Here is a 24,820-nt window from a genome sequence, read left to right on the forward strand (position 1 = left end):
CCTTCAGCACCATGAGCGTTGTCACCAATACGACCACGATCGGCGCGATCGACGCACCGAGCCGTCGCAACACCGAGCTGATGTTGATGGTGTTCGCCGTCGCCATCTCGGTGTTCGCCTACGCCAACGTCGGGCTCGCCATCAACGGCGAACTGCCCTCCGGCATGCTCGGATACGGGCTCGGACTGGCCCTGCTCGGTGGCATCGGCCACCTCGCCGTCCGCAAGTTCGCCCCGTACGCGGACCCGCTGCTGCTGCCACTGGCGACGCTGCTGAACGGGCTGGGACTGGCCATCATCTGGCGTCTGGACCAGTCCGAACGGTTCCAGGCAACCCCGAACTTCGTAGCCGCCGCCTCCAAGCAGCTGATGTTCTCGGCTGCGGGCGTCGCGCTGCTGGTCATCGTTCTGCTGGCTCTCAAGGACCATCGCATCCTGCAGCGCTACACCTACATCTCCATGCTGGTGGCGCTGTTCCTCCTGATCCTTCCGATGTTCTTCCCCGCGGTGAACGGCGCCAAGATCTGGATCAAGATCCCCGGCGTCGGCACGATCCAGCCAGGGGAGTTCGCCAAGATCATCATCGCGGTGTTCTTCGCCGGATACCTCATGGTCAAGCGGGACGCCCTGGCCCTGGCCAGCCGCCGCTTCATGGGCCTCTACCTGCCTCGGGGCCGTGACCTCGGCCCGATCCTCATGGTCTGGGCCTTCTCGATCCTGATCCTGGTCTTCGAGACCGACCTGGGCTCGTCCCTGCTGTTCTTCGGCATGTTCGTCGTCATGCTGTACGTGGCCACCGAACGCACCAGCTGGATCGTCTTCGGCCTGCTGATGTCCGCGGCCGGCGCCGTGGGCGTGGCCACCTTCGAGCCCCACGTCCAGCAGCGCGTGACCGCCTGGCTCGACCCGTTCGACGGGTGGGGCAAGCTGGCCGCCAGCGAGCAGATGGCCAAGTCCCTGATGGCCTTCGGCTCCGGCGGAACCCTCGGCACCGGGCTGGGCCAGGGCAACTCCGACCTGATCGGCTTCGCCGCCAACTCCGACTTCATCCTCGCCACGGTCGGCGAGGAACTGGGTCTCGCCGGAATGATGGCGGTCCTCCTCGTCTACGGTCTGATCGTCGAACGCGGTGTCCGCACCGCCCTCGCCGCCCGCGACCCCTTCGGCAAGCTCCTCGCGATCGGGCTCTCCGGCTCCTTCGCCATTCAGGTCTTCGTCGTCGCCGGCGGCGTCATGGGACTCATTCCGCTGACCGGTATGACCATGCCGTTCGTCGCGGCGGGCGGTTCGTCGGTGATCGCCAACTGGGCCCTGATCGGCATCCTGCTCCGCATCAGCGACACCGCGCGCCGCCCCGCGCCGGCCCCCGCCCCCTCGCCCGACGCCGAGATGACCCAGGTGGTCCGACCGTGAACAAGCCCCTTCGCAGGATTGCGGTCTTCTGCGGGCTGCTCGTCCTCGCCCTCCTGGTCCGTGTCAACTGGCTCCAGTACGTCCGCGCCGACGAACTGAACGCCAACGAGCACAACCGCCGCGTCCAGATCGAGCGGTACGCCCACGAGCGCGGCAACATCATCGTCGACGGCAACCCCGTCACCGGGTCCGTCGAGACCAAGGGCAGCGACTTCAAGTACAAGCGGGTCTGGAAGGACGGCCCCATGTGGGCCCCCGTCACCGGCTACTCCTCGCAGGCCTTCGACGCCTCGCAGCTGGAGAGCCTCGAAGACGGAATCCTCACCGGCAACAGCGACCAGCTGTTCTTCGACCGCACGCTGTCCCTCTTCACCGGCGACAAGAAGACCGGCGGCAACATCGTCACCACCCTCAACGGCGCCGCGCAGAAGGCCGCCTTCAAGGGGCTCGGCAGCAAGAAGGGCGCCGTCGCCGCGCTCGACCCGCAGACCGGCGCCATCCTGGCCCTGGTCAGCACCCCTTCGTACGACCCCTCGGTCTTCGCGGGCAACTCCCTCAAGGACGCCGATGCCCGGCAGAAGCTCCTGAAGGACAAGGACAAGCCGATGCTCAACCGGGCATTGCGCGAGACCTACCCGCCCGGCTCGACCTTCAAGGTCGTCACCGCCGCCGCGGCCCTGGAGAACGGGCTGTACAAGGGGATCGACGACAAGACGAACTCCCCGCTGCCCTGGCGGCTCCCGCTGACCACCGGCGACCTCGAGAACGAGGGCGCCATTCCGTGCGAGAACGCCACGCTCCGGGAAGCGCTGCGGTGGTCGTGCAACACCGTCTTCGGCAAGATCAGCGACGATCTCGGCAACCAGAAGATGATCGACGAGGCCAACAAGTTCGGCTTCAACGAGGAGATCTTCACTCCGGTACGCGCCGACGCCAGCATCTACCCCAAGGACAACCGTCCGCAGAACGCCATGGCCGGCATCGGCCAGGCCTCCAACCGCGCCACCCCGCTCCAGATGGCGATGGTCGCCGCGGCCGTGGCCAACGACGGCAAGCTGATGCAGCCGTACATGGTCGCCGAGCGCCAGGCGCCGAGCCTCGACGCGATCTACACCCACGAGAAGGAGCAGTTCAGCCAGCCCCTCTCGGGCGAGAACGCGCAGAAGCTCCAGCAGATGATGGAGACCGTCGTCGAGAGCGGCACGGGCAAGAACGCCAAGATCCCCGGCGTCACCGTCGGCGGCAAGACGGGTACGGCCCAGCACGGCCTGAACAACAGCGAGAACCCGTACGCCTGGTTCATCTCCTACGCCAAGACCGACAGCGGCTCCCCGGTCGCCGTCGCCGTGGTCGTCGAGGACAGCCAGGCCAACCGCGACGACATCTCCGGTGGCGGTCTGGCCGCCCCGATCGCACAGGCGGTAATGAAGGCGGTCATCGACAGCAAGAAGTGATGCCCATCACATCGGGTGCCATACCTGCACATCGGGATACCGGTCAGGTATCAGGTCCGCACTCCGGGCCGATCAGGTAGTGCGCGGCCGGTAGCGTATGCGCGAGCAGCACACCGCCGGACCACACACCGGTGCGGTCGGGACTGACGGAGAGGGCTGGAACAGTTATGGAAGAGCCGCGTCGCCTCGGCGGCCGGTACGAGCTGGGCTCGGTGCTCGGCCGTGGTGGCATGGCCGAGGTCTACCTCGCACACGACACCCGGCTCGGCCGCACCGTAGCAGTGAAGACGCTCCGGGCCGATCTGGCCCGCGATCCGTCCTTCCAGGCCCGGTTCCGCCGTGAGGCCCAGTCCGCCGCCTCGCTCAACCACCCGGCGATCGTCGCCGTCTACGACACCGGCGAGGACTACGTCGACGGGGTCTCCATCCCGTACATCGTGATGGAGTACGTCGACGGGTCGACGCTCAGGGAACTCCTGCACTCCGGGCGCAAGTTGCTGCCCGAGCGCACCCTTGAGATGACCGTCGGCATCCTTCAGGCGCTGGAGTACTCGCACCGCGCCGGCATCGTCCACCGCGACATCAAACCGGCGAACGTCATGCTGACGCGCACCGGTCAGGTCAAGGTCATGGACTTCGGCATCGCCCGCGCCATGGGCGACTCCGGAATGACGATGACCCAGACCGCCGCCGTCATCGGCACCGCCCAGTACCTCTCGCCCGAGCAGGCCAAGGGCGAGCAGGTCGACGCGCGCTCCGACCTCTACTCGACCGGCTGCCTGCTCTACGAGCTGCTGACGGTCCGGCCGCCCTTCATCGGGGACTCACCGGTCGCGGTGGCCTACCAGCACGTACGGGAAGAGCCTCAGCCGCCCAGCAACTTCGACCCCGAGATCACGCCCGAGATGGACGCGATCGTGCTGAAGGCCCTCACCAAGGACCCCGACTACCGCTACCAGTCGGCCGACGAGATGCGGGCCGACATCGAGGCCTGCCTCGACGGCCAGCCGGTCGCCGCCACCGCGGCGATGGGCGCGGCCGGTTACGGCGGCTACGACGGATACGGCAACGACCAGCCGACCACCGCACTGCGCGCCGCGGACCAGAACGGCGCGCCCACGTCCATGCTGCCCCCGGTCAACCCGGACGACGGCGGCTACGGCTATGACGACCGCCCGGACCGCCGCCGCCAGAAGAAGAGCAACACCTCGACGATCCTGCTGGTCGTGGCGGGCATCCTGGTGCTGATCGGCGCGGTCCTGATCGGCCGGTCGCTCTTCAGCAGCAGCGACAGCGACAACAAGACCGACGTGCCGAACCTGGTCGGTGCGACCGTGAAGCAAGCACAGAAGCTCGCGGACAACGCCGAAGTCGTCCTGAAGATCGGCTCGCGCGAACCGTGCGAGGACCAGCCCAAGGGCAACATCTGCAGCCAGACCCCGGACGCCGACGGCACGATGGCCAAGAAGGACACCGTCACGGTCGTCGTCTCGACCGGGGCGCCCAAGGTCGATGTGCCGGACGTCGTGGAGAAGACCGAGGCGACCGCCCGCAAGGACCTTGAGGACAAGGGCTTCACGGTGAACGTCACCACGGTCGAGTCCGAAAGCACCCCAGGCACGGTCACCAAGCAGGACCCCGAGGGCGGCACGAAGGCCGAGAAGAACTCCGAGGTCACGATCACGGTCGCCAAGCAGGCCACCCAGAAGGTGCCGAACGTGGCCGACCGGAGCTACGACGCCGCGGTGGCCCAGCTCAAGGGCGTGGGCTTCACCAACATCTCCAGGACCGACGTCGATTCGGAACAGCCCGCGGACCAGGTGATCAGCCAGACGCCACCCGGCGACTCGATGCAGCCGCTGACCGCCCAGATCGTGCTGACGGTCTCCAAGGGCCCGCAGCAGCCGGAACAGACCACGGTCCCCGACCTGCGGGGCAAGACCCTCGCGGAGGCGAAGGCCCTGCTCGCCGGGGCGGGTCTGCAGCTCGGCCAGGTGCAGGGACCGAACGACGACAACGCGAGGGTCGTCGCCTTCCAGCCCGAAGCCGGCCAGCAGGCCGACAAGAACAGCGCGGTCAACGTCCAGACCATGCCGGGCGGCGGAGACGGCAACATCTTCGGCGGCCCGTCCGGCTCACGTCGGCACTGACCCGGACACACCGCTCCGAAGGGCCCCGGACGCCGCATGGCGACCGGGGCCCTTCGCCGTGCCGCCGGGTTCCGGTCGGGCACGCGCGCGGCTCCTCCGGGCAGCCGGTGCTCACCAGGGCGCCGGACGGAGCAAGGGCCCGAAGTCGCGCAGAACAGCGGCGACTTCGGGCCCGGCTCCGATCCGGCCTCCGGCCTGATCCGAACGGAAGAACTAGCGCAGCTCCGCCGGCTTCGTACGGTCCTTGTCCACCTTCTCCGTACGCACCAGCTCGCCCCACACGATGTAGCGGTACTTCGACGTGTAGACCGGTGTGCAGGTCGTCAGCGTGATGTAGCGGCCGGGCTTCTTCGTGCCCGACCCCTTCGGCACCGGCTGCAGGACGTCGACGTTGTACTTCGACGTCTCGGGAAGCTCCTTGAAGACCTTGTAGACGTACCAGGTGTCCCTGGTCTCGAAGACGACCGCGTCCCCGGTCTTCACCTTGTCGATGTTGTGGAACTTGGCGCCGTGCCCGTCGCGGTGGGCGGCGAGGGTGAAGTTGCCCTTCGCGTCCCACGGGAGGGCCGACTTCACCGGGTCGGTGTAGTAGCCCGCGATGCCGTCGTTGAGGTTCTCGGTGTCGGTGCCCTTCTTGACCAGCACCTCGCCGTTCTTCATCGACGGGACGTGCAGGAAGCCGATGCCGTCCTTCGTGTCCAGCGCGCCCGGCCCGCCCGCCCAGCGGTCGCGGACGGTGTGGCCCTGTTTGGTGGCCTCACGGTCGGCGAGCACATTCGTCCACCAGAGGGAGTAGACGACGAAGAGTCCCAGCACCAGGCCCGCGGTGATCAGCAGTTCACCGAAGACACTGATCACGGTCGCGACGGGATGGCGGGCCCCGCGCGGGGGCGGGGGCACGGACTCGCCGATTCGCTCGTCGTGCTCGGTCCTAGCTGTCACCGCACCCGTCCCTGTCGTGATGATGATTCAGCCCACGAGCGCGTCGGGCTTCCCCTTGCTGCGCGGTCGTTCGTCGACCATCTTGCCCCAGACGATCAAACGGTACGTACTCGTGAATTCCGGCGTACAGGTCGTCAGCGTGATGTACCGGCCCGGACCGGTGAACCCGGACCCCTGCGGAACGGGACCGATCACCGAGACATTGGACGGCGACGTCTGCGGCAGGGTCTTCGTCGTCTTGTACGTGTAGTACGCGTCCTGGGTCTCGACCACGATCAGGTCGCCGGGGTTCAGCCGGTTGATGTAGCGGAACGGCTCGCCGTGCGTGTTCCGGTGGCCGGCCAGGGCGAAATTGCCCTGCTTGGCCGACGGCATCGCGGTGCGGAGCGTGCCCTCGCTGTAGTGGCCGACCATGCCCCGGTCGAGGACCTTCTCCTTGCTGGTGCCCTCGGCGATCGGAGCGACCACATCCAGCTTGGGGATGTGGATGATGGCGAACCCCTGTCCCGCTTCGAACTCACCGGGGTTGCGGTCGCCCTTCGCCCAGTCGTCCTGGATCTTGTGCGTCTCCTTGCCGGCGTACTGGTCGGCGCGCACATTCGTCCACCACAGCTGGTAGGTGACGAACAGCAGCATCAGCACGCCGAGCGTGATGAACAGCTCCCCGGTGACCCGGCTGGCCACCACCGCCGGGCTGTCCTTGGCGGCGCGCGCCGCCCGCCGTGCCTCGACGCGCGACATCGGCTTGTCGGCCGGTGCGGCGGCCGTCGTCGCCGTCTCCGGCCGCGGTTCGGCGCGGCGGCGGCCCCGGCCCTTGGCGGCGCGACGGCGTTCGGCGCGGCCCCCGGTGCGCGGTTCCGGATCGGTGCCTTCGGGCTTCTGTGCGGACTCCACGAGATCTTCCGCGTCACCCGCCGGGGCCCGGTCCCGGTCCGGCCCGGGCCCCGGCGGGGCGTCCGGCCGGAGCCGGGGCAGGCCGACCGTCCGGTCGTCGAGCGGGCGGGGAGGGGGGGCGGGATGCGCCCGGGGCTCCGGAACGGGTGCCGTCGCGGGCGTCTGCCGCCCGTACCAGTCCCGTTCAAAGCCCTCGGGGTCGTACCACTCGCGGGGAGTCGCCTCGGGGCTCTGTGCCCCGTAGGGCGCCTGCGCCCTGGGCCCGGCCTGTGGCCGCGTGTCGGGGGCGCGGTGCTGCCCCTGCCCCGCCCCTGGTGCCTCGGCAGCCCCCGCCGCCTCGTCCGGGATGTCGTCCGTCCTGAACCACGGGGAGGCGTGCCGCCCCGGCAGCGGATCGTTCAGCGGATCCGCCAGCCGGTCGACCGCCGCCTCGAACGCGCCCGCGGACTCGTACGTTCCCTGCTCGTACGGGCCGTCCTGTCCGGCGTCGTGTTCGGGGCGGAGTGCGGTCACGCGACGGCCTTGCCCACCACCGGCGCGAGCCCCGCGGACCGCGCGACGGCTCCTGTGTCGCCGCACTGCGCCAGCCAGTTGGCCAGCATCAGGTGCCCGTACTCGGTCAGCACCGACTCCGGGTGGAACTGCACACCCTCCACCGGTAGTTCGCGGTGGCGCAGCCCCATGATGATGCCGTCGGCGGTCCGCGCCGTCACCTCCAGCTCCGCCGGGACGGTGTCCGGCTCGGCGGCGAGCGAGTGGTAGCGGGTCGCGGTGAAGGGGGACGGCAGGCCCGCGAAGACCCCCGCCCCCTCATGGGTCACCGGCGAGGTCTTGCCGTGCAGCAGCTCCGGGGCGCGGTCCACCACACCGCCGTACGCCACCGCCATCGACTGCATGCCCAGGCAGACCCCGAAGACCGGGACGCCCGTCGCCGCGCAGTGGCGCACCATCTCGACGCAGACACCCGCCTGCTCCGGGGTGCCGGGACCGGGCGACAGCAGGACGCCGTCGAAACCGTCCTGGGCGTGTGCCGTGGTCACCTCGTCGTTGCGCAGCACCTCGCACTCGGCGCCGAGCTGGTAGAGGTACTGGACGAGGTTGAAGACAAAGCTGTCGTAGTTGTCCACGACAAGAATGCGGGCACTCACTGGCCGCCCCCCGTCCCGGTCGAGCCGTCGACCGTCACATCGCCGAACGGAAGCAGCGGCTCCGCCCAGGGGAAGACGTACTGGAAGAGCGCGTAGACGACGGCCAGCACCAACACGAGCGAGATGAGCGCACGCACCCATGCGTTGCCCGGCAGATGCCGCCAGATCCAGCCGTACATGCTGTCCCCTCCATTCGGTACGAGACCAGACTAAAGGGCGGGGGCAGGAGCGTGGGTCAGCTGTGGAAAGCTGCCGGTTTGCCTTCGGTCACAGGCTGGGTGGCATCGAGGTGCGCCCAGGCGATCAGCCGGTGGCTGCTGCCCCATTCGGGGTCGCAGGTGGTCAGCGTCAGATAGCGGCCCGGCCCGTCGAAGCCCGACTTACGGGGGACGGGATCGATGACCCCGATGTCGCTCGGCACCGTCCGGTAGGGCTTCCTGCCGATGCGGTACGTGAACCACGTCGTCCCGTCCGTCAGCACCACCGCGTCGCCGGGACGCAGCTCCGGGAAGTCCTTGAACGGATCCCCGTAGGTGCGGCGGTGTCCGGCCACCGCGAAATTGCCCGTCGCCCCGAGACGGGCGGTCCCCGTGTAATGCCCCAGCCCCTTCTGCAAGGTCCTGACCTCGGTGTTCTCCAGGACGGGCCACTCCCAGCCCTTGCCGAAGCGGGGGATGTACATCATCGCGAACGGCTTGCCGTCCCGGTACGCGGCCGGGGCGGGAGGCTCCTTCGACGCATTCGGCGCGTTCGGTGTCGCGGAGGAGCGCGGAGGGGGCGCGGACACCGGCCCATGCGCCCACCGGCTCCGCAGGGAGTCGATCTGGCCCTCGGTCGCGTCGGCCGCCTGCACCCCGGTCCAGAACAGCACGTACACCACAAAGAGAACGATCAGGGCACCGATGGTGATGCAGAGTTCGCTGAACGTCCTGACGATCAGTCGCACCGACACCTGGCCGGCCTCCCCACAGCCGTTCGCTACTTCACGGGCTCCGCGTAGTGGAGGTCCACTGTGCCCGAGTAGCCGGGAAGAGTCACCGCCTCGTGCTCCTCGACTTTCCAGCCGAGCCCGTACGCCTTCACATACAGCAGGTAGTTGCTGATCGCCGGGGAGCCGTTCAGCGCCTGCTTGAGCTTGCCCGGGTCGCCGACCGCGGTGATCTTGTACGGCGGGGAGTAGACCCGGCCCTGGAGGATCAGGGTGTTGCCGACGCAGCGCACCGCGCTGGTGGAGATCAGCCGCTGGTCCATGACCTGGATGCCCCGGGCGCCGCCCTGCCAGAGGGCGTTGACGACCGCCTGGAGGTCCTGCTGGTGAATGACCAGGTCGTTGGGTTGCGGGTCGGGGTAGCCGGGGTTGGCGGTGGCGTTGGGCGGGGCGTCGTCGAGGGTGACGGAGACCGAGCGGCCGGTGAGTTTCGTGGTGCCGCCGGCCCGCTCCAGCTCCTTGAGCCGGGCCTCCTCCGCCTTGGTGCTGCTGTCGTCCCGCCGGACGAGGGCGTCGATATCCTGGCGCACGGCCGCGGTGGTCTCGTCCAGCTGGGCGTTCTTGTTGCTGCGCTGCTGGATGAGGTCGGAGAGCTTCAGCAGCGAGGAGTCGGTGCGGATGTTGGTGCCCTTGGCCGTATTGGCGCTGGTGACGAAGATCAGTCCGGCGAGGGCGAAGACGGCAGCCGTGAGCACACGGACCGGGTGCCGGAAGGTGCGCCGGACCGGCCCTTGGGAGGAGTCGGCAGAATTGCTCAACGTACCCTTATCTCCTTCGGCGCCAGGGAAGCACTACGCTAACGGACGCCCGGGGGAGGCAGTATTCCCCCTCGGCCCCGCCCCGGCGCCAGCCACAGTTACCTGCGCGGTCACGCAGCGCATCGACAGGAGAGTTCCTCGTGCCGAAGTCACGTATCCGCAAGAAGGCCGACTTCACGCCCCCTCCGGCGAAGCAGGCAACCAACATAAAGCTGACCAGCCGCAGCTGGGTGGCGCCGGTGATGCTGGCGCTCTTCCTGATCGGTCTGGCCTGGATCGTCGTCTTCTATGTGACCGACGGCGATCTGCCGATCAAGGACCTGGGGAACTGGAACATCGTCGTCGGCTTCGGCTTCATCGCCGGTGGCTTCGGTGTCTCCACGCAGTGGAAGTAGCACCGCAGCGGAAGTAGCACCACAGCCGAAGTGATGCCGCAATGGCGGTAGCGCCGTGGCACTCTCCCCTGCACGACGGGGCCCGGTCCCGCAACCCTTGCCCCGAGTTACCCACAGCGTTATCCACAGGCGGGGGAAAAGGTCAGACGATCTGTGGATAACTCCCTGACGGTTGACGCCGATGTGACTGCAGTCTCCCCCATCGGGGGATGGCACGCCCCTTGTCCCTACTGGAAATACCCAGCTCAGCGACAAGGGGCACAGTTGTTCCCACAGAATGCACAAGATCCGGCACCCGCTGTGGACAACTACGGCCGCTGACGACCGCCGACGACCGCCCCGAGGGCGATGCCGCTCAGGTCAGCGCGGCCGTTCTGAAGACGACCACGAGAATCACGGCCACCAGGACCAGGGCGCAGGTGCCGTACTGCACCAGGGCACGCCGCTCGCGGGGTGCGTGCACCATGCCGATCGCGATCAGCGTGCCCGCGACCAGGCCGCCGACATGCGCCTGCCAGGCGATCCCGCCCCAGGGGTTGAACGTGATGACCAGGTTCACCGCGAGGAGTACGAGCACCGGGCGCATGTCGTAGTTGAGCCGACGCATGAGCACGGCGGTGGCACCCAGCAGCCCGAAGATCGCCCCGGAGGCTCCGAGTGAGCCCTGCACGGACGCGGCGAGCCAGTAGCTGAGGGCGCTGCCGGCCAGGCCGGAGATCATGTACAGCGTGAGATAGCGGGCCCGGCCGAGCGCCGATTCCAGCGGTCCGCCGAGCCACCACAGCCCCAGCATGTTGAACGCGATGTGCCACAGCTCCTGGTGCAGGAACATCGACGTCACCAGCCGGTACCACTGGCCTTCCGCGACACCTTCGAGCGGCCCGCCGTAATGGAATCTGGCCCGGCCGATCAGCATCAGCTCGTCGACCAGCCCGGTACCCCTCGCCAGCACCGCGATGTACACGGCCAGATTGATGCCGAGGAGGATCTTGGTGACGAGGCGGGGGTCGGCCATCACAGCGCCGCCGGTGCCGGCGCCGCCCGCGACGGTGCGCGGCCGACTGTCGGCCGGCCCGTGCCCCGTACCCGATCCCTGGCGGACGCAGTCCGGGCACTGGAAGCCGACCGAGGCGTCGACCATGCACTCGGGGCAGATCGGGCGCTCACAGCGGGTGCAGCGGATGTTCGCCTCGCGACCGGGGTGGCGGTAGCAGCTGAGCGAGCCGTCCGCGGCAGCGGACTGGTCCGTGTCTCCCGGCGGCTGCCGGTCCATCGGTCCCATCACTTCCCGGTCCCTTCGGTCCTCGTCATGGCGAGCACGGCACGCGCGACTCCGCCCCGCCCGTCCGCTATGTAACAGTACGGACGGGCGGGGCGGTTGGTTCCCGAAAAGGGAATCAGTGTGTGATCACTCGATGACCACAGGTGATCAACGGGTCTCGATGACGACCGACTCGATCACGACGTCCTGCACCGGGCGGTCGGTGCGGGCGTTGGTCGGAGTGGCGGCGATGTCGTCCACGACCTTCTTGCTGGCGTCGTCGGCGACCTCGCCGAAGATGGTGTGCTTGCCGGTCAGCCAGGCGGTCGGCGACACGGTCACGAAGAACTGCGAGCCGTTGGTACCCGGGCCCGCGTTGGCCATGGCCAGCAGGTACGGCTTGTTGAAGGCGAGGTCGGGGTGGAACTCGTCCGCGAACTCGTACCCCGGGCCACCGGTGCCGTTGCCGAGCGGGTCGCCGCCCTGGATCATGAAGCCGCTGATGACACGGTGGAAGACGGTGCCGTCGTACAGCTTGTCCGTCGTCCGCTCGCCGGTCGCCGGGTGCGTCCACTCCCGCTCGCCCTTGGCGAGCTCGACGAAGTTCTTGACCGTCTTGGGCGCGTGGTTCGGCAGAAGCCTGATCTCGATGTCGCCCTGGTTGGTCTTCAAGGTGGCGTAAAGCTGCTCAGCCACGATCTGCCTTCCGTAAGTCTTCGGTGACGTTGAGTCCTCGGTGACGTTCACCAATGTCTTCCTCAGTGACGTCCATCGATCCTCGCACGGACCGTGCGCTCCGGCGCCCGGCCGCCACCGGCCCTCGCCCCCCGCAGGAACAAATGCGGCCAAGTGCGTGACGGAGCGGCGCGGGCCGGAGCGAACCATGGCATTGTCGTCGGCAAGCTCCCCTTGCACCGCATTGCCCAGAAGTTTCATTCATGAGCCGAATGAAACGAATGACCCGGATGCCCGCCCCACATGCCATACAGGACTCCGGCAGGCATGATCTCGAAATGGGTGGAAAGGCGGAGTGTCTACCCGCCACCAAGGAGGAGGATCCCGTGACCCGCATCGACAGCGTGCGCGCCGCAACCGACTCGGCGAAGGACAGCGTGCAGCACGCCGCGGAAGTGGTGGCGCCCTACGCCGACACGGCCAAGGAACAGGCCGCACAGCTCGCGTACGAGGCCCGCACGCGGCTCGCGCCGAAGGTGTCCAAGGCGGCCCAGCAGGCCCGCGTCCAGTACGACGCGCATCTCGCACCCCGTATCGAACTGGCCCTCACCCATGTGCCGCCCAAGGTCGACGAGGCCGGCCGCCGCGCGGCGCTGCACACCCGCCGGGCGGCCCGCACCGCTGCGGACTACACGGTGCCGCGGGTCGAGCACGCGATGGCCCTGGCCCAGCCCGTGGCCGAGGAGGCATCGGCCCGCAGCGCCGCCGCGCTGGCCGCGCTGCGCGGGCAGGTCACGCCGGACGAGATCCGGCAGCTGATCAGGAAGCACGAGCGGCGGGCGAAGGCCGGACGGCTGTTCAAGGGGCTCGTCGTGGCCGGCCTCGTGGCGGGCAGCGCCTATGCCGTCTGGCGGTGGTGGGACAAGCAGGCCAACCCCGACTGGCTGGTAGAGCCGCCCGCTGCCACGGAGGTCTCCGACCGTGCGCCGCTGACCTCGGTCGACGGCAGCGGCCCGACCTCGCTCGACCCCGAGGTCCGGGCCAAGCAGGCCGGGGCGGAGGGGACGGACGGCCCGGAGGACGTGGACGGCACCGGCCCGGACGACCGCCGCTGAGCCCGCCCCGAACGACGGACCCGCGCCGCCCGGCCGACCGGCGGACAGCGGGAGCACGCAGAACCCCCTCCGACCGCGTTCGTGCCGGTCGGAGGGGGTTCGTGTGTGTGGAGCCTAGGAGATTCGAACTCCTGACATCTGCCTTGCAAAGGCAGCGCTCTACCAACTGAGCTAAGGCCCCTGAATACGGACAGCCCCGGACGCTTCAGCGTCTCGGCCACCGCCGCAGACCAGAGTACCGGGTACTCCCCGGAATCCTGCAAAAAAGATGGGGACTCCCGGTGGGCGACCACTCTCCGTAAGATGCTCGGCGAGGTTCGCAGCAGCGAAGCCGCAGCGAAGGGGAGACGCCATGGACGCAGCGCAGCAAGAGGCAACGGCAAGAGCCAGGGAGCTTCAGCGCAGTTGGTACGGAGAGCCCCTCGGTGCGCTCTTCCGCCGGCTGATCGATGATCTCGGCCTGAACCAGGCCCGGCTCGCCGCCGTCCTCGGGCTGTCCGCCCCCATGCTCTCCCAGCTGATGAGCGGCCAGCGGGCGAAGATCGGCAACCCCGCGGTCGTCCAGCGTGTGCAGGCGCTCCAGGAGTTGGCCGGACAGGTCGCGGACGGCAGCGTCAGCGCGGGCGAGGCCACCGACCGCATGGAAGAGATCAAGAAGTCCCAGGGCGGCTCCGTCCTCACCGGCACCGGCCAGACCTCGACCACCGGCGGCGCCCCCACCGTCCGGCGCGTGGTCCGCGAGATCCAGTCGCTGCTGCGGTCCGTCTCGGCCGCCGGTGACATCATCGATGCCGCCGCCGCCCTCGCCCCGACCCACCCGGAACTGGCAGAGTTCCTCAAGGTGTACGGCGCGGGACGCACCGCGGACGCGGTGGCGCACTACGAGGGACACCAGAGCTAGCTTTCGTCCGGACCGGACCGGGCACTGCCCCCGAGAACCGGCCGTGGGCCCAACAAGGAACTGGGAGCGGGCACAGCGCAATGGGTGAGGTCTTCGCCGGTCGGTACGAACTGATCGATCCGATCGGACGTGGTGGGGTCGGCGCCGTCTGGCGGGCCTGGGACCACCGGCGCCGCCGCTATGTGGCGGCCAAGGTCCTCCAGCAGAGCGACGCGCACACCCTGCTGCGCTTCGTCCGCGAGCAGGCGCTGAGGATCGAGCATCCGCATGTGCTCGCGCCCGCCAGTTGGGCCGCGGACGACGACAAGGTCCTGTTCACCATGGATCTGGTGAGCGGGGGTTCACTGGCGCATGTCATCGGCGACTACGGGCCGTTGCCGCCCCGTTTCGTCTGCACGCTCCTCGACCAGCTGCTGTCCGGGCTGTCCACGGTGCACGCGGAGGGTGTGGTGCACCGGGACATCAAACCGGCCAACATCCTTATGGAGGCGACCGGTACGGGGCGTCCGCACCTGCGGCTGTCCGACTTCGGCATCTCCATGCGCAAGGGAGAGCCGCGACTCACCGAGACCAACTACGTGGTGGGCACGCCCGGTTACTTCGCACCCGAGCAAATGATGGGCGCGGAGCCCGACTTCCCCGCGGACCTGTTCGCGGTCGGTCTCGTCGCGCTCTATCTCCTCCAGGGCAAGAAGCCCGACGCGCAGGCGATCGTCGAGCACTTCGCCTCGTACGGCACGCCCGCCGCCCCGGAGGGGATCCCCGAGCCGTTGTGGCAGGTCCTCGCGGGGCTGCTGCAGCCGGATCCGCAGGCCAGGTTCCGTACGGCCACGGGTGCGCGCAAGGCGCTGACGGCCGCGGTCGAGATGCTTCCGGAGGCCGCGCCCGAGGACGAGCCGGTCGAGGTCTTCGACCAGATCGGGCCGCTGCCCCCCGGCTTCGGCCCCACCGGACCGCTCCCGGCCCCCGCGCCGACCCCACAGAACCCCCAGAACCCTCGAACCCCGCAGAACACCCACGACGCGCAGAACCCGCAGAACCCGCAGAACCCGCAGACTCCACAGACCCCGCAGAACGCCCAGGACTCCCAGGGCCCCCAGCCACCGAGCCAGGCCGCGGCCCAGCAGGCCGCGCAGCAGCCGTACGCGCAGTCGCCGGTCCCGATGTCGGAGACGGGCAGCTTCCATCTCCCACCGCCTCCGCAGCAGACCGCGCCGTCGCCCCAGCCGGCCTCCCCGCTCCCGGCCCAGGCGGCGTCCCCGTACGCCGCTCCCGTGCCGGACCTCTCGCAGGCACCGACCTCCGCCGTGCAGCACGAGCCGGCTCTCACCCGCGCGTACACCGTCGGGCAGCCGCAGACTCCCGCGCCCGGCGCGGGAGTTGCCCCGCATCTCGCGGCGCCCGCTCCCGCGTACGCCCCGCAGAAGCGTCCGGGACCGTCCCCGAAGGTGGCGGTCCCGGTGCTACTGGTGGCGCTGGTGTGTTTCGCGGTGGGGATCTGGGCGCTGACCCAGAGCTGACCCCGGTCACCCAGACCCCAGGCCCCGGTCGCTCAGACCCCAGGCCGCGGTCGCCCGGACCCCTGCCGGGCCGGGCCCCGAGCCCCGAAGCCCTGCCGTCCGGGCCCCGGGCCCGGCCCGGCTCACCAGGCCTGCGGCGGGCCTCCGTACGGCTGGTCGCCACCGGCCGGGCCCGCCGGGGCGGCGCTCGTGCGGCGACGGGCCAGCAGCGTCCACACCCCGAGCCCGAGCACCAACACCGAGCCCGTGCCGATCCCGGCCGCGCCGATCATCTTCATCCGGTCGCTCCTGGCCGCCTGCGGGCCGCTCTGTCCGCTCCGCGCCATGTCCTTGTCCTGCGACGTGACCGAGAAGACCCCGGCGTCCCCCGTGTACGGCGAACTCCCGGCCTTCCCCTCGACCTTGACCTTGAGGGTCAGCGGGATCGGCTTGTCGCCGTACGACTTCGCGATCTTCGGGCTGAGCGTCACCGACAGGTAGTACCAGCCGGCGAACCGCATCGCGCTGACGCTGCTGGTGGAGTCGTAGCGGTTCTCGTACGCCACCGGGGGCAGCGGATCCAGCGACACGGACGCGGGCTTGCCGGAGTACGACAGCGGTGTCGCGGAGTCGACGTGGCCGTGCGCCGGATTGTCGAGGGAGAGCGCGAGCGCGTTGCCGATGAATTCGTCCGAGGCGTTGTTGTTGCTCAGGTCGGCGGTGGCGAAGATCTGCTGGCCCCAGTCCACCGGCACCCGGTAGAAGAGGGTCTGCCCCGGCCTGATGCCGCCCTTCTCCTGCCACTCACCGGTCTCCAGACCGGTCGCGTCGTAGTAGCTGGTGCCGCCCGACCGCTTCTGCGGGGCGGTGGTGGGCGGCGTGGGCGAGGCCGACGGCCAGTTCTCCGGTGCGTCGGTCGGCATCGAACCGGCCGACTTCAGCTGCGGCTCCGACTCGTAGCGCAGCTCCAGGTCCCACGCGCCGGGCGCCGAGGTCTCCTTGCTCTCCCGCTCGATCAGGACGTTGTACGTACCGGCGTCCTGGCAGGTGCTGCTGTCCTTCTCCATGAGCCGGTAGGCGTACGTGGCGATCGGACGCGGGAACTCCGCCGATTGGAACCGCGCGTCCTGCGAACTGCACTGCAGGTCCGTGCTGTCGCGGATGCTGACCGTGATGCCGTCCCCGTAGGCGACCTGGCCGCCGCCCCTGGGCACGGCCACCGCCGAGACGTACGCATTGGTCTTCGCGTCGAGGTTGAGGCGGTAGTAGAGCTTCTCGCCGGGCCTGATCGAGCTCTTGTACACCGATCCGGGCGTGAGCGCCGCCGCCTCGGTGCTGACCTCCGTGCCGACGACCTTCTCCGCCCCGGGGTCGAAGGTGTACGCGGCGGGCTCCCCGGCCGCGAACGCCTGCCCCGGCAGCGCCGCCGCGCACATCGCCGTGACCGCGGCCAGCGCCACCCGACCCCTGTTGCGCTGCCTCATCACGCGCTTCCCCCTCGTCGTCCGTGCGGCCCGCCCGCGACGCCCGCGTACGGACACGGGCCCCGCGGCCACCACCACGGCGTCCGCCCCGGCAGCGGCCGCCATGCCGGTCCATCCTGCCCCGCCCGTACCGCCGCTGTCTTCGACGCTGATCGAATTGCCCTTCTTGCCCGCCTTCTCGGCTGCGGCGGAAGCACGGCTCCCCGAACAGGCCGGCTCCTCGCCGGGGAACAGAAGCCGCGGTACGGCAAGCGGCGGTGGTCCGCACCTTCACCCGGCCCGCCCGGCCGTTTCACTCAAGCAACGTATTTATTTGCTCATGGTGAACTCAAGAGCACAGGAGTCACGGTCCCGCAACAGCACGAAGCCCCGGCCGCTCAGCGACCGGGGCCCGCAATCAGGCTGTTCTGTCTCACACACCCGAACCTGCGGGCACGGAGTCAGTCGCCTCCGTCCACAGATCCTGCTCGGCGCGATCCGCCTGGATCTGGCGGTACACGAGGAGCCCGCCGATGGCGGCCAGTGCGACCAGGAGAAGCTTCTTCACCGCGCGACCTCGTCTTTCCTTGACGTAGGGGACTTCTGCCGCCCGACTATACACACCGGCCGATATCAACCGGTGACCTGCCCGCGACCCAACTGGCGCCCGGGAAAGAGCGATCGTCCGAGAACCGGTTTCCGCCCGGAGAACCAGGCCCCGGCCCGCGGCCCGGAACAAGCCCGTCGAGGCCGGTTGAACCATACGAGTGGTGTTCATCCGAAGATCGGCGGATCGGTGGCGTCGGTCCACGAAATCGCGGGCCACATCCACATCATCAGAAAGGTAAGCAAACCGGACCACCCGAAAGCGAGGGGCCATGAGCACCTTCAAGCCCAAGAGCATCTGGACCGCCTTCATCACCGCCCTCTTCGCCCTGCTCGCCGCAGTGGGGCTCATGAGCACCCCGGCGACGGCCACGGAGCAGAGCGCCACGGAGCCGGCCACCACGACCCACGAACACATGGCCGCGACCACGGCAACCGTGGCCACCCCGTCGGTGCGATGGACCCTCCCGCGCGACAGGGCGCTGCCACCCACGATGAAGCAGCGCATCCGCGCCGAGGCACACGGCTCCTCACCCGCGACCCGCCATCTGTCCGTCGACGCCACGGACACCACGGACACCAGGAACGCCGCCCGCACCCCCCACGGCGCCCCGGCGGGGGACGCGTCCCTCCTGCCGCCCTGAGAGCCGCTCAACTGACGTACAGAGCCCCCGGACCGGTTCGCACCGGACGGGGGCTTCTCCGTGCGCTCCAGCGGCCCTCCCGCCTACGGGAGCCAGCGCCGCGCCGCCTCGACGCTGTCCCCCGCGTTGGTGTTGAACGCGATGGCGGCACCGGGCGCATGGCGGCGGATCAGATTCACGGTCCGCTCGAAGAGCGGGAGCAGCACCTCGGTCTTGCGGATCCCGCCCCCGATGACGACCACGTCCCACGGACGCTCGGCCAGCGACGCGGCGATCGCGGGCTCGGCCGACTCGTCGAAGACGACCAGCGTCATGGCCGCTTCGATACCGAGCTCGCCGAACCGCCTCACCTCCTCGGCGAGGGTCGTGCGCACCGCCTCCGCGTCGATGCCGGGCAGTGCCTGCGGGTCATAACCGATCACGAGTACGGAAGACATGCGGCCAACCTACTGACGCCCGGCCGTGGACGTCGGCCGTAAATGCCGAAGGCCCCCCACCGTTTCCGGTGAGGGGCCTTCGTACTGGTGGGGCTAACAGGATTTGAACCTGTGGCCTCATCCTTATCAGGGATGCGCTCTAACCAACTGAGCTATAGCCCCGCCGCGCTCTGCGCTGACTTCTGAAGATTAGCGCACGTCGGGGCCAGTCCCAAAATCGATACCCGGCGACCTACTCGTCCTCGGCCAGCGTGAGCTCGATACCGCCGACAAAACCCGCCGACAGGTTGTAGATGAAGGAGCCCAGCGTCGCCAGCGCGGTCGCCAGGACCACATCGATCACCGCGATGACCGAGGTGAAGATGAGAACCCTGGGCAGCGACAGGAACGACTGGAGATCGAAGCCGTTGCTGTCGTTCGAACCGGTGGCCTCGCTGATCGTGCCGCCGACGGTCTCGAAGACGCCCATGGCGTCCATGACCATCCACAGCACCGCGGACGCCACCACCGTGCAGATGCCGAGCGCGATGGAGAGCAGGAAGCTGACCTTCATCACCGACCACGGATCGGCCTTGGCCACCCGCAGCCGCGCCTTGCGGGTACGCGGAGTCGTCCGCGCCCCGGTCCGCGGCCGACGGGCCGCCTGCGCGGCTCCGACGCCCTGCACACCGCCCTGCGTGCCGCCGCCGGACGGCCGGCCGCCCTGGGTCCCGCCGGCAGGCGAGGGATACGCCTGTGGCGGGTGGTACGGCCCGCTCTGCCCCGGTGCGGGCTCGCGCTCACCGGGCAACGGCCCGGTCGTGTAGCCCTCGTACTGGGGCTGAGGCCCCCGGGTGTCCGTCACAGTGCCCCCTTGGGAGTCCGTGGCAGGGCCACGGGCACCGTTCGCCCCTGTTCCGGAAGCGGCCGAACCGGCGCCCGTGGCTCCACTCACGCTCTACTCCTCGTGCTCCCCGGCCGAAGGCGACGTGCCTTCGACATTGCCCTCGACCGTGCTCTCGGCACCCTCCGCCGTCGCGGCCTCGGCGTCCTCGGACCCCTCGACTTCTTCGGCCTCACGACCGGCTTCGGCGTTACGGGCAATACCGACGACGGCATCGCGCTTGCCCAGATTGATCAGTTGGACGCCCATGGTGTCACGGCCCGTCTCCCTGACTTCATTGACTCGCGTACGAATCACACCACCGCCGAGCGTGATGGCCAGGATCTCGTCCGTCTCCTCGACCACCAGCGCGCCGACCAGCGAGCCCCGGTCCTCCACGATCTTGGCGGCCTTGATGCCCAGACCGCCACGGCCCTGGACCCGGTACTCGTCGACAGGGGTCCGCTTCGCGTACCCGCCGTCGGTGGCAGTGAACACGAACGTACCCGGCCGGACAACATTCATCGAGAGCAGTTCGTCTCCCTCGCGGAAACTCATGCCCTTGACGCCCGATGTGGCACGGCCCATCGGGCGCAGCGCATCGTCCGTCGCGGTGAATCTGATCGACTGGGCCTTCTTGCTGATGAGCAGCAGGTCGTCCTCGGCCGACACCAGCTCCGCGCCGATCAGCTCGTCGTCCGAGCCGTCCCCCGTCTCCCGGAGGTTGATCGCGATGACACCACCCGAGCGCGGGGAGTCGTAGTCCTTCAGCGCGGTCTTCTTCACCAGACCGCCCTTCGTGGCCAGGATCAGATAGGGCGCGGCCTCGTAGTCGCGGATCGCCAGGATCTGGGCGATCTGCTCGTCCGGCTGGAAGGCCAGCAGGTTGGCGACGTGCTGACCGCGGGCGTCACGGCCGGCGTCCGGCAGCTCGTAGGCCTTCGCCCGGTACACCCGGCCCTTGTTCGTGAAGAACAGCAGCCAGTGGTGCGTCGTCGACACGAAGAAGTGGTCGACGATGTCGTCTTCCTTGAGCTTCGTACCGCGCACGCCCTTGCCGCCGCGCTTCTGCGAGCGGTAGTCGTCCGTCTTCGTGCGCTTCACATAGCCGCCGCGCGAGATCGTGACGACGATGTCCTCCTCGGCGATCAGGTCCTCGATGGACATGTCACCGTCGAAGGGCACCAGCTTGGAGCGCCGGTCGTCGCCGAACTTCTCGACGATCGCCGCCAGCTCCTCGCTGACGATCTTCCGCTGCCGCTCCGGCGAGACCAGGATCGCGTTGTACTCGTTGATCTTCGCCTGGAGTTCGTCGTGCTCGGCCGTGATCTTCTGGTGCTCCAGCGCGGCCAGCCGGCGCAGCTGCATCTCCAGGATCGCGTTGGCCTGGATCTCGTCGATCTCCAGCAGGCCCATCAGGCCCTCACGCGCGATCTCCACGGTGTTGCTGCGCCGGATGAGGGCGATGACCTCGTCGATGGCGTCCAGGGCCTTGAGGAGGCCACGCAGGATGTGCGCCCGCTCCTCCGCCTTGCGCAGCCGGAACTTCGTACGCCGGACGATGACCTCGATCTGGTGCGTCACCCAGTGCCGGATGAACGCGTCGATCGAGAGGGTGCGCGGCACACCGTCGACCAGCGCCAGCATGTTGGCGCCGAAGTTGGTCTGCAGGTCGGTGTGCTTGTACAGGTTGTTCAGTACGACCTTGGCGACCGCGTCCCGCTTCAGTACGACGACCAGACGCTGACCGGTCCGCGACGAGGTCTCGTCCCGGACGTCCGCGATGCCGCCGACCTTGCCGTCCTTCACCAGGTCGGCGATCTTCTGCGCGAGGTTGTCGGGGTTGGTCTGGTACGGCAGCTCCGTGACGACCAGGCACTGCCGGTTCTGGATCTCCTCGACCGCGACGACCGCGCGCATCGTGATCGAGCCGCGGCCGGTGCGGTACGCCTCCTCGATGCCCTTGCGGCCCACGACGAGCGCGCCCGTCGGGAAGTCCGGGCCCTTGATCCGCTCGATCAGCGCGTCCAGGAGCTCCTCCTGAGAGGCCTCCGGGTGCTCCAGGTACCACTGCGCACCGGCCGCGACCTCGCGCAGGTTGTGCGGCGGGATGTTGGTCGCCATACCGACCGCGATGCCCGCCGAACCGTTGACCAGCAGGTTCGGGAAGCGCGCCGGCAGGACCGTCGGCTCCTGGTTACGGCCGTCGTAGTTGTCCTGGAAGTCGACGGTCTCCTCGTCGATGTCCCGGACCATCTCCATGGACAGCGGCATCATCTTGCACTCGGTGTACCGCATGGCGGCGGCCGGGTCGTTGCCCGGGGAACCGAAGTTGCCGTTGGAGTCCACCAGCGGCATGCGCATCGACCAGTGCTGCGCCAGGCGGACCAGGGCGTCGTAGATCGAGGAGTCGCCGTGCGGGTGGTACGTACCCATGACGTCACCGACGACGCGGGCGCACTTGTAGAAGCCCTTCTCGGGCCGGTAGCCGCCGTCGTACATCGCGTACAGCACCCGGCGGTGCACGGGCTTGAGGCCGTCCCGCACGTCGGGCAGCGCACGCGAGACGATGACGGACATCGCGTAGTCGAGGTAGGAGCGCTGCATCTCCGTTTCGAGCCCGACGGGCTCGACACGCATGCCCACACCGGCGGCGGGATCCTCTTCAGGTGTCACAGGGGTGTTCTCGTCGGCCATTGCTGGTCAAAGTCCTTTCGAGCGGCGGCTTGCTGGTTCGGCCGACTCAGATGTCGAGGAAGCGGACGTCCTTGGCATTGCGCTGGATGAACGAGCGCCGCGCCTCGACGTCCTCGCCCATCAGCACCGAGAAGAGGTCGTCGGCCTGCGCCGCGTCGTCCAGCGTGACCTGGCCGAGAACCCGGTGGTCGACGTCCATCGTGGTGACGCGCAGCTCCTCGGCGTTCATCTCGCCGAGGCCCTTGAAGCGCTGGATCGAGTCTTCCTTGATCCGCTTGCCGTTCTGCTTGCCCAGCTCGACCAGGGCGTCGCGCTCGCGGTCCGAGTAGGCGTACTCGAAGTCGTCCCGGCCCCACTTGATCTTGTAGAGCGGCGGGCGGGAGAGGTACACGTGCCCGGCCTCGACCAGCGGACGCATGAAGCGGAAGAGGAACGTCAGCAGCAGGGTGTTGATGTGCTGACCGTCGACATCGGCGTCCGCCATCAGGATGATCTTGTGATAGCGCAGCTTCTCGATGTCGAAGTCCTCGTGGACCCCGGTACCGAAGGCCGAGATCAGCGCCTGGACCTCGGTGTTCTGCAGGATCTTGTCGACCCGGGCCTTCTCGACGTTCAGGATCTTGCCGCGGATCGGCAGGATCGCCTGGTACATCGGGTTGCGGCCGGACTTCGCCGAACCACCGGCGGAGTCACCCTCGACGATGAAGATCTCGCACTTCGTCGGGTCGTTGGACTGGCAGTCGCTCAGCTTGCCCGGCAGCGAGGCGCTCTCCAGGAGCCCCTTGCGGCGGGTCAGGTCACGCGCCTTGCGGGCCGCGACCCGGGCCGTGGCCGCTGCGATGCCCTTGCGGATGATGTCGGCGGCCTCGTTCGGATTGCGGTCGAACCAGTCCGTGAGCTGCTCGTGGACGACCTTCTGCACGAAGGTCTTCGCCTCCGTGTTGCCCAGCTTGGTCTTCGTCTGGCCCTCGAACTGCGGCTCGCCCAGCTTCACCGAGATGATCGCCGTCAGACCCTCGCGGATGTCGTCACCCGTGAGGTTGTCGTCCTTCTCGCGCAGCAGCTTCTTCTCGCGCGCGTACTTGTTGACCAGCGTGGTCAGCGCGGCGCGGAAGCCCTCCTCGTGGGTACCGCCCTCGTGCGTGTGGATCGTGTTCGCGAAGGAGTAGACCCCCTCGCTGTACTGCGTGTTCCACTGCATCGCGATCTCGGCCGAGAGGAGGCGCTCCTTGTCCTCGGCCTCGATGTCGATCACCGACTGGTGGATGACATCGCCCTTGCGGGAGTTGAGGTACTTCACGAAGTCGACGATGCCGCCCTCGTAGTGGTACGAGACCGTACGGACCTGCTCCGCCTCGGCGATCTCGGCCACCTCGGCGACATCCGCACCCGCCGTCGCCTTCGCCGACTCGCGCTCGTCGGTGAGCTTGATCGTCAGGCCCTTGTTGAGGAACGCCATCTCCTGGAAGCGGCGCGACAGGGTCTCGAAGGAGTACTCGGTGGTCTCGAAGATGCCCCCGTCGGCCCAGAACGTGACTGACGTGCCCGTCTCGTCGGTGGCCTCGTTACGGGCCAGCGGGGCGGTCGGGACGCCGAACTTGTAGTCCTGCGTCCAGCGGTGGCCGTCCGTCCTGACCTCGACGGCAACCCGCGTGGACAGGGCGTTGACGACGGACACACCGACGCCGTGCAGACCACCGGAGACGGCGTAACCGCCGCCGCCGAACTTTCCGCCCGCGTGCAGGACGGTGAGCACGACCTCGACGGCGGGCTTGCCTTCGGACGGCACGATGCCGACCGGGATACCGCGGCCGTTGTCGATCACGCGGACCCCGCCGTCGGCGAGGATCGTGACGTCGATCGTGTCCGCGTGCCCGGCCAGCGCCTCGTCGACCGAGTTGTCGACGACCTCGTACACGAGGTGGTGGAGACCGCGCTCACCGGTCGAACCGATGTACATGCCAGGTCGCTTGCGGACCGCGTCCAGACCCTCCAGGACGGTGATCGCGCTGGCGTCGTACGAGGCGGTGACCTCGTCGGCACCCACGGCCTCGCCCGCGGCGACAGCCTCGGCGCTCTCACCGGGTGTGGACGGAATGTTCTCGTTGGGGTTGCCGGAATCGGCCACGAAGCGCCCTTTCTGGCACAGCACAGGCCGTTCTCCGGGCAAACGGGAGCGGCTGCGTCGTTCGGCTTGTATCGACGACTCCCGCAAGGGTGCGGGATTGTTCACCAGTCTACCGGTAGCGCTGACATGAATGGGGGTTTGCCGGTACCTGAGTACGCATGTGCCGCCCTGAATGAGCGGCTGACGACTCCCCATATTCAGGAAGGGCTCCCAGGAGGCTCACGCGGGCCTTGAGCGCTTCGACCTGTCAACCTCCCGCTACCGTGAGGGACGCCCCATTCTCAGCGCGTGGTTCCAACCACCGCATACCCGCACAACACGGATCCGACGGACAGCGCTCCACATGGACGGCACCGCACCGCGAGGGGGCCTCGTCCGGGTACGGAACGGG

22 protein-coding genes and 2 tRNA genes are annotated in these 24,820 nt (G+C 68.7%); 8 read left to right on the forward strand and 16 right to left on the reverse strand.

The genetic code is table 11. From position 1 onward, the window contains the following. Positions 1 to 11: 11 nt before the first annotated feature. From GA0115234_RS30400 to pknB, 3 genes are all read left to right on the forward strand, one after another. On the forward strand, positions 12 to 1,412 hold the full coding sequence (locus tag GA0115234_RS30400) for an FtsW/RodA/SpoVE family cell cycle protein (RefSeq protein ID WP_093548069.1): 1,401 nt from the start codon (positions 12 to 14) through the stop codon (positions 1,410 to 1,412). Further along, complete coding sequence (locus GA0115234_RS30405) at positions 1,409 to 2,866, forward strand: penicillin-binding transpeptidase domain-containing protein (protein ID WP_093548071.1); 1,458 nt, start codon at positions 1,409 to 1,411, stop codon at positions 2,864 to 2,866. The genes GA0115234_RS30400 and GA0115234_RS30405 overlap by 4 nt, the downstream gene beginning before the upstream one ends. Positions 2,867 to 3,033: 167 nt before the next feature. Then, positions 3,034 to 5,016 (forward strand): Stk1 family PASTA domain-containing Ser/Thr kinase, encoded by a 1,983-nt coding sequence (gene pknB, locus GA0115234_RS30410; protein WP_093548073.1) that lies wholly within the window; start codon positions 3,034 to 3,036, stop codon positions 5,014 to 5,016. 213 nt (positions 5,017 to 5,229) lie between these two features. Here pknB and GA0115234_RS30415 read toward each other — a convergent pair whose 3' ends face one another. The 6 genes from GA0115234_RS30415 to GA0115234_RS30440 are packed head-to-tail and all read right to left on the reverse strand — an operon-like array spanning position 5,230 to position 9,746. Further along, positions 5,230 to 5,958, reverse strand: a complete 729-nt coding sequence (locus tag GA0115234_RS30415; protein WP_093548075.1) for a class E sortase — start codon at positions 5,956 to 5,958, stop codon at positions 5,230 to 5,232. A gap of 27 nt (positions 5,959 to 5,985) precedes the next feature. Further along, positions 5,986 to 7,365: a class E sortase gene (locus tag GA0115234_RS30420; RefSeq protein WP_093548077.1), complete on the reverse strand. Its 1,380-nt coding sequence runs from the start codon at positions 7,363 to 7,365 to the stop codon at positions 5,986 to 5,988. Beyond that, positions 7,362 to 8,000 carry an aminodeoxychorismate/anthranilate synthase component II gene (locus GA0115234_RS30425; protein ID WP_072487563.1) on the reverse strand — a complete coding sequence of 213 codons (639 nt, stop codon included), beginning with the start codon at positions 7,998 to 8,000 and terminating at the stop codon, positions 7,362 to 7,364. Before GA0115234_RS30425 ends, GA0115234_RS30420 begins: the two co-directional genes overlap by 4 nt. Continuing rightward, positions 7,997 to 8,179: a hypothetical protein gene (locus GA0115234_RS30430; RefSeq protein ID WP_093548079.1), complete on the reverse strand. Its 183-nt coding sequence runs from the start codon at positions 8,177 to 8,179 to the stop codon at positions 7,997 to 7,999. Before GA0115234_RS30430 ends, GA0115234_RS30425 begins: the two co-directional genes overlap by 4 nt. Positions 8,180 to 8,235: 56 nt before the next feature. Beyond that, positions 8,236 to 8,952 carry a class E sortase gene (locus tag GA0115234_RS30435; protein ID WP_093548080.1) on the reverse strand — a complete coding sequence of 239 codons (717 nt, stop codon included), beginning with the start codon at positions 8,950 to 8,952 and terminating at the stop codon, positions 8,236 to 8,238. A 26-nt stretch (positions 8,953 to 8,978) separates the two neighbouring features. After that, complete coding sequence (locus GA0115234_RS30440; RefSeq protein ID WP_093548082.1) at positions 8,979 to 9,746, reverse strand: DUF881 domain-containing protein; 768 nt, start codon at positions 9,744 to 9,746, stop codon at positions 8,979 to 8,981. A 140-nt stretch (positions 9,747 to 9,886) separates the two neighbouring features. On the opposite strand from GA0115234_RS30440, the gene crgA reads away from it, so the two are divergent. Next, complete coding sequence (gene crgA, locus GA0115234_RS30445) at positions 9,887 to 10,141, forward strand: cell division protein CrgA (protein WP_093548084.1); 255 nt, start codon at positions 9,887 to 9,889, stop codon at positions 10,139 to 10,141. A gap of 355 nt (positions 10,142 to 10,496) precedes the next feature. On the opposite strand, the gene GA0115234_RS30450 is transcribed toward crgA, so the two are convergent. Together GA0115234_RS30450 and GA0115234_RS30455 are read right to left on the reverse strand one after the other, a co-directional pair. Then, positions 10,497 to 11,414, reverse strand: coding sequence for a rhomboid family intramembrane serine protease (locus GA0115234_RS30450; protein WP_093548349.1), 918 nt, complete (start codon positions 11,412 to 11,414; stop codon positions 10,497 to 10,499). Positions 11,415 to 11,570: 156 nt separating this feature from the next. After that, on the reverse strand, positions 11,571 to 12,098 hold the full coding sequence (locus GA0115234_RS30455; RefSeq protein ID WP_093548351.1) for a peptidylprolyl isomerase: 528 nt from the start codon (positions 12,096 to 12,098) through the stop codon (positions 11,571 to 11,573). Between the two features lie 365 nt (positions 12,099 to 12,463). On the opposite strand from GA0115234_RS30455, the gene GA0115234_RS30460 reads away from it, so the two are divergent. After that, positions 12,464 to 13,192 carry a DUF5324 family protein gene (locus GA0115234_RS30460; RefSeq protein WP_093548086.1) on the forward strand — a complete coding sequence of 243 codons (729 nt, stop codon included), beginning with the start codon at positions 12,464 to 12,466 and terminating at the stop codon, positions 13,190 to 13,192. A gap of 108 nt (positions 13,193 to 13,300) precedes the next feature. Here the strand turns inward: GA0115234_RS30460 and GA0115234_RS30465 are convergent. Continuing rightward, positions 13,301 to 13,373, reverse strand: a tRNA-Ala gene (locus GA0115234_RS30465). A 171-nt stretch (positions 13,374 to 13,544) separates the two neighbouring features. Between GA0115234_RS30465 and GA0115234_RS30470 the strand changes: the two genes are divergently transcribed. Both GA0115234_RS30470 and GA0115234_RS30475 read left to right on the forward strand, forming a co-directional pair. Then, on the forward strand, positions 13,545 to 14,093 hold the full coding sequence (locus tag GA0115234_RS30470; protein WP_093548088.1) for a helix-turn-helix domain-containing protein: 549 nt from the start codon (positions 13,545 to 13,547) through the stop codon (positions 14,091 to 14,093). 80 nt (positions 14,094 to 14,173) lie between these two features. Then, positions 14,174 to 15,613 (forward strand): serine/threonine protein kinase, encoded by a 1,440-nt coding sequence (locus GA0115234_RS30475; RefSeq protein ID WP_093548090.1) that lies wholly within the window; start codon positions 14,174 to 14,176, stop codon positions 15,611 to 15,613. Positions 15,614 to 15,735: 122 nt separating this feature from the next. On the opposite strand, the gene GA0115234_RS30480 is transcribed toward GA0115234_RS30475, so the two are convergent. Then, entirely contained in the window at positions 15,736 to 17,076 is a 1,341-nt protein-coding gene (locus GA0115234_RS30480) for a hypothetical protein (protein WP_176729310.1), read from the reverse strand. A gap of 412 nt (positions 17,077 to 17,488) precedes the next feature. Continuing rightward, positions 17,489 to 17,623, reverse strand: a complete 135-nt coding sequence (locus GA0115234_RS42905; protein WP_003958712.1) for a DLW-39 family protein — start codon at positions 17,621 to 17,623, stop codon at positions 17,489 to 17,491. 310 nt (positions 17,624 to 17,933) lie between these two features. On the opposite strand from GA0115234_RS42905, the gene GA0115234_RS30490 reads away from it, so the two are divergent. After that, positions 17,934 to 18,305 carry a DUF6344 domain-containing protein gene (locus tag GA0115234_RS30490; RefSeq protein ID WP_093548094.1) on the forward strand — a complete coding sequence of 124 codons (372 nt, stop codon included), beginning with the start codon at positions 17,934 to 17,936 and terminating at the stop codon, positions 18,303 to 18,305. A gap of 83 nt (positions 18,306 to 18,388) precedes the next feature. On the opposite strand, the gene GA0115234_RS30495 is transcribed toward GA0115234_RS30490, so the two are convergent. The 5 genes from GA0115234_RS30495 to gyrB form a co-directional block, all read right to left on the reverse strand. Then, positions 18,389 to 18,742 carry a hypothetical protein gene (locus GA0115234_RS30495; protein ID WP_093548096.1) on the reverse strand — a complete coding sequence of 118 codons (354 nt, stop codon included), beginning with the start codon at positions 18,740 to 18,742 and terminating at the stop codon, positions 18,389 to 18,391. Positions 18,743 to 18,827: 85 nt separating this feature from the next. Next, a tRNA-Ile gene (locus GA0115234_RS30500) sits at positions 18,828 to 18,904 on the reverse strand. Positions 18,905 to 18,974: 70 nt separating this feature from the next. Next, the gene (locus tag GA0115234_RS30505) at positions 18,975 to 19,586 is read right to left on the reverse strand and encodes a DUF3566 domain-containing protein (protein WP_093548098.1); all 612 of its coding nucleotides are present in this window, start codon (positions 19,584 to 19,586) and stop codon (positions 18,975 to 18,977) included. 93 nt (positions 19,587 to 19,679) lie between these two features. After that, positions 19,680 to 22,301: a DNA gyrase subunit A gene (gene gyrA, locus GA0115234_RS30510; RefSeq protein ID WP_093548100.1), complete on the reverse strand. Its 2,622-nt coding sequence runs from the start codon at positions 22,299 to 22,301 to the stop codon at positions 19,680 to 19,682. A 46-nt stretch (positions 22,302 to 22,347) separates the two neighbouring features. Further along, on the reverse strand, positions 22,348 to 24,453 hold the full coding sequence (gene gyrB / locus GA0115234_RS30515) for a DNA topoisomerase (ATP-hydrolyzing) subunit B (protein WP_093548101.1): 2,106 nt from the start codon (positions 24,451 to 24,453) through the stop codon (positions 22,348 to 22,350). Between the last annotated feature and the right edge of the window lie 367 nt (positions 24,454 to 24,820).

The organism is Streptomyces sp. DvalAA-43 (assembly GCF_900091725.1).
GTDB classification, from domain to species: domain Bacteria; phylum Actinomycetota; class Actinomycetes; order Streptomycetales; family Streptomycetaceae; genus Streptomyces; species Streptomyces pulveraceus.

Coding starts and splice junctions, on each gene's coding strand:
- GA0115234_RS30400 (WP_093548069.1), top strand. CDS start 12: ATGAGCGTTGTCACCAATACGACCACGATCGGCGCGATCGACGCACCG.
- pknB (WP_093548073.1), top strand. CDS start 3,034: ATGGAAGAGCCGCGTCGCCTCGGCGGCCGGTACGAGCTGGGCTCGGTG.
- GA0115234_RS30430 (WP_093548079.1), bottom strand. CDS start 8,179: ATGTACGGCTGGATCTGGCGGCATCTGCCGGGCAACGCATGGGTGCGT.
- GA0115234_RS30450 (WP_093548349.1), bottom strand. CDS start 11,414: ATGGACCGGCAGCCGCCGGGAGACACGGACCAGTCCGCTGCCGCGGAC.
- GA0115234_RS30470 (WP_093548088.1), top strand. CDS start 13,545: ATGGACGCAGCGCAGCAAGAGGCAACGGCAAGAGCCAGGGAGCTTCAG.
- GA0115234_RS30475 (WP_093548090.1), top strand. CDS start 14,174: ATGGGTGAGGTCTTCGCCGGTCGGTACGAACTGATCGATCCGATCGGA.
- GA0115234_RS30480 (WP_176729310.1), bottom strand. CDS start 17,076: ATGAGGCAGCGCAACAGGGGTCGGGTGGCGCTGGCCGCGGTCACGGCG.
- GA0115234_RS30490 (WP_093548094.1), top strand. CDS start 17,934: ATGAGCACCTTCAAGCCCAAGAGCATCTGGACCGCCTTCATCACCGCC.
- GA0115234_RS30495 (WP_093548096.1), bottom strand. CDS start 18,742: ATGTCTTCCGTACTCGTGATCGGTTATGACCCGCAGGCACTGCCCGGC.
- gyrA (WP_093548100.1), bottom strand. CDS start 22,301: ATGGCCGACGAGAACACCCCTGTGACACCTGAAGAGGATCCCGCCGCC.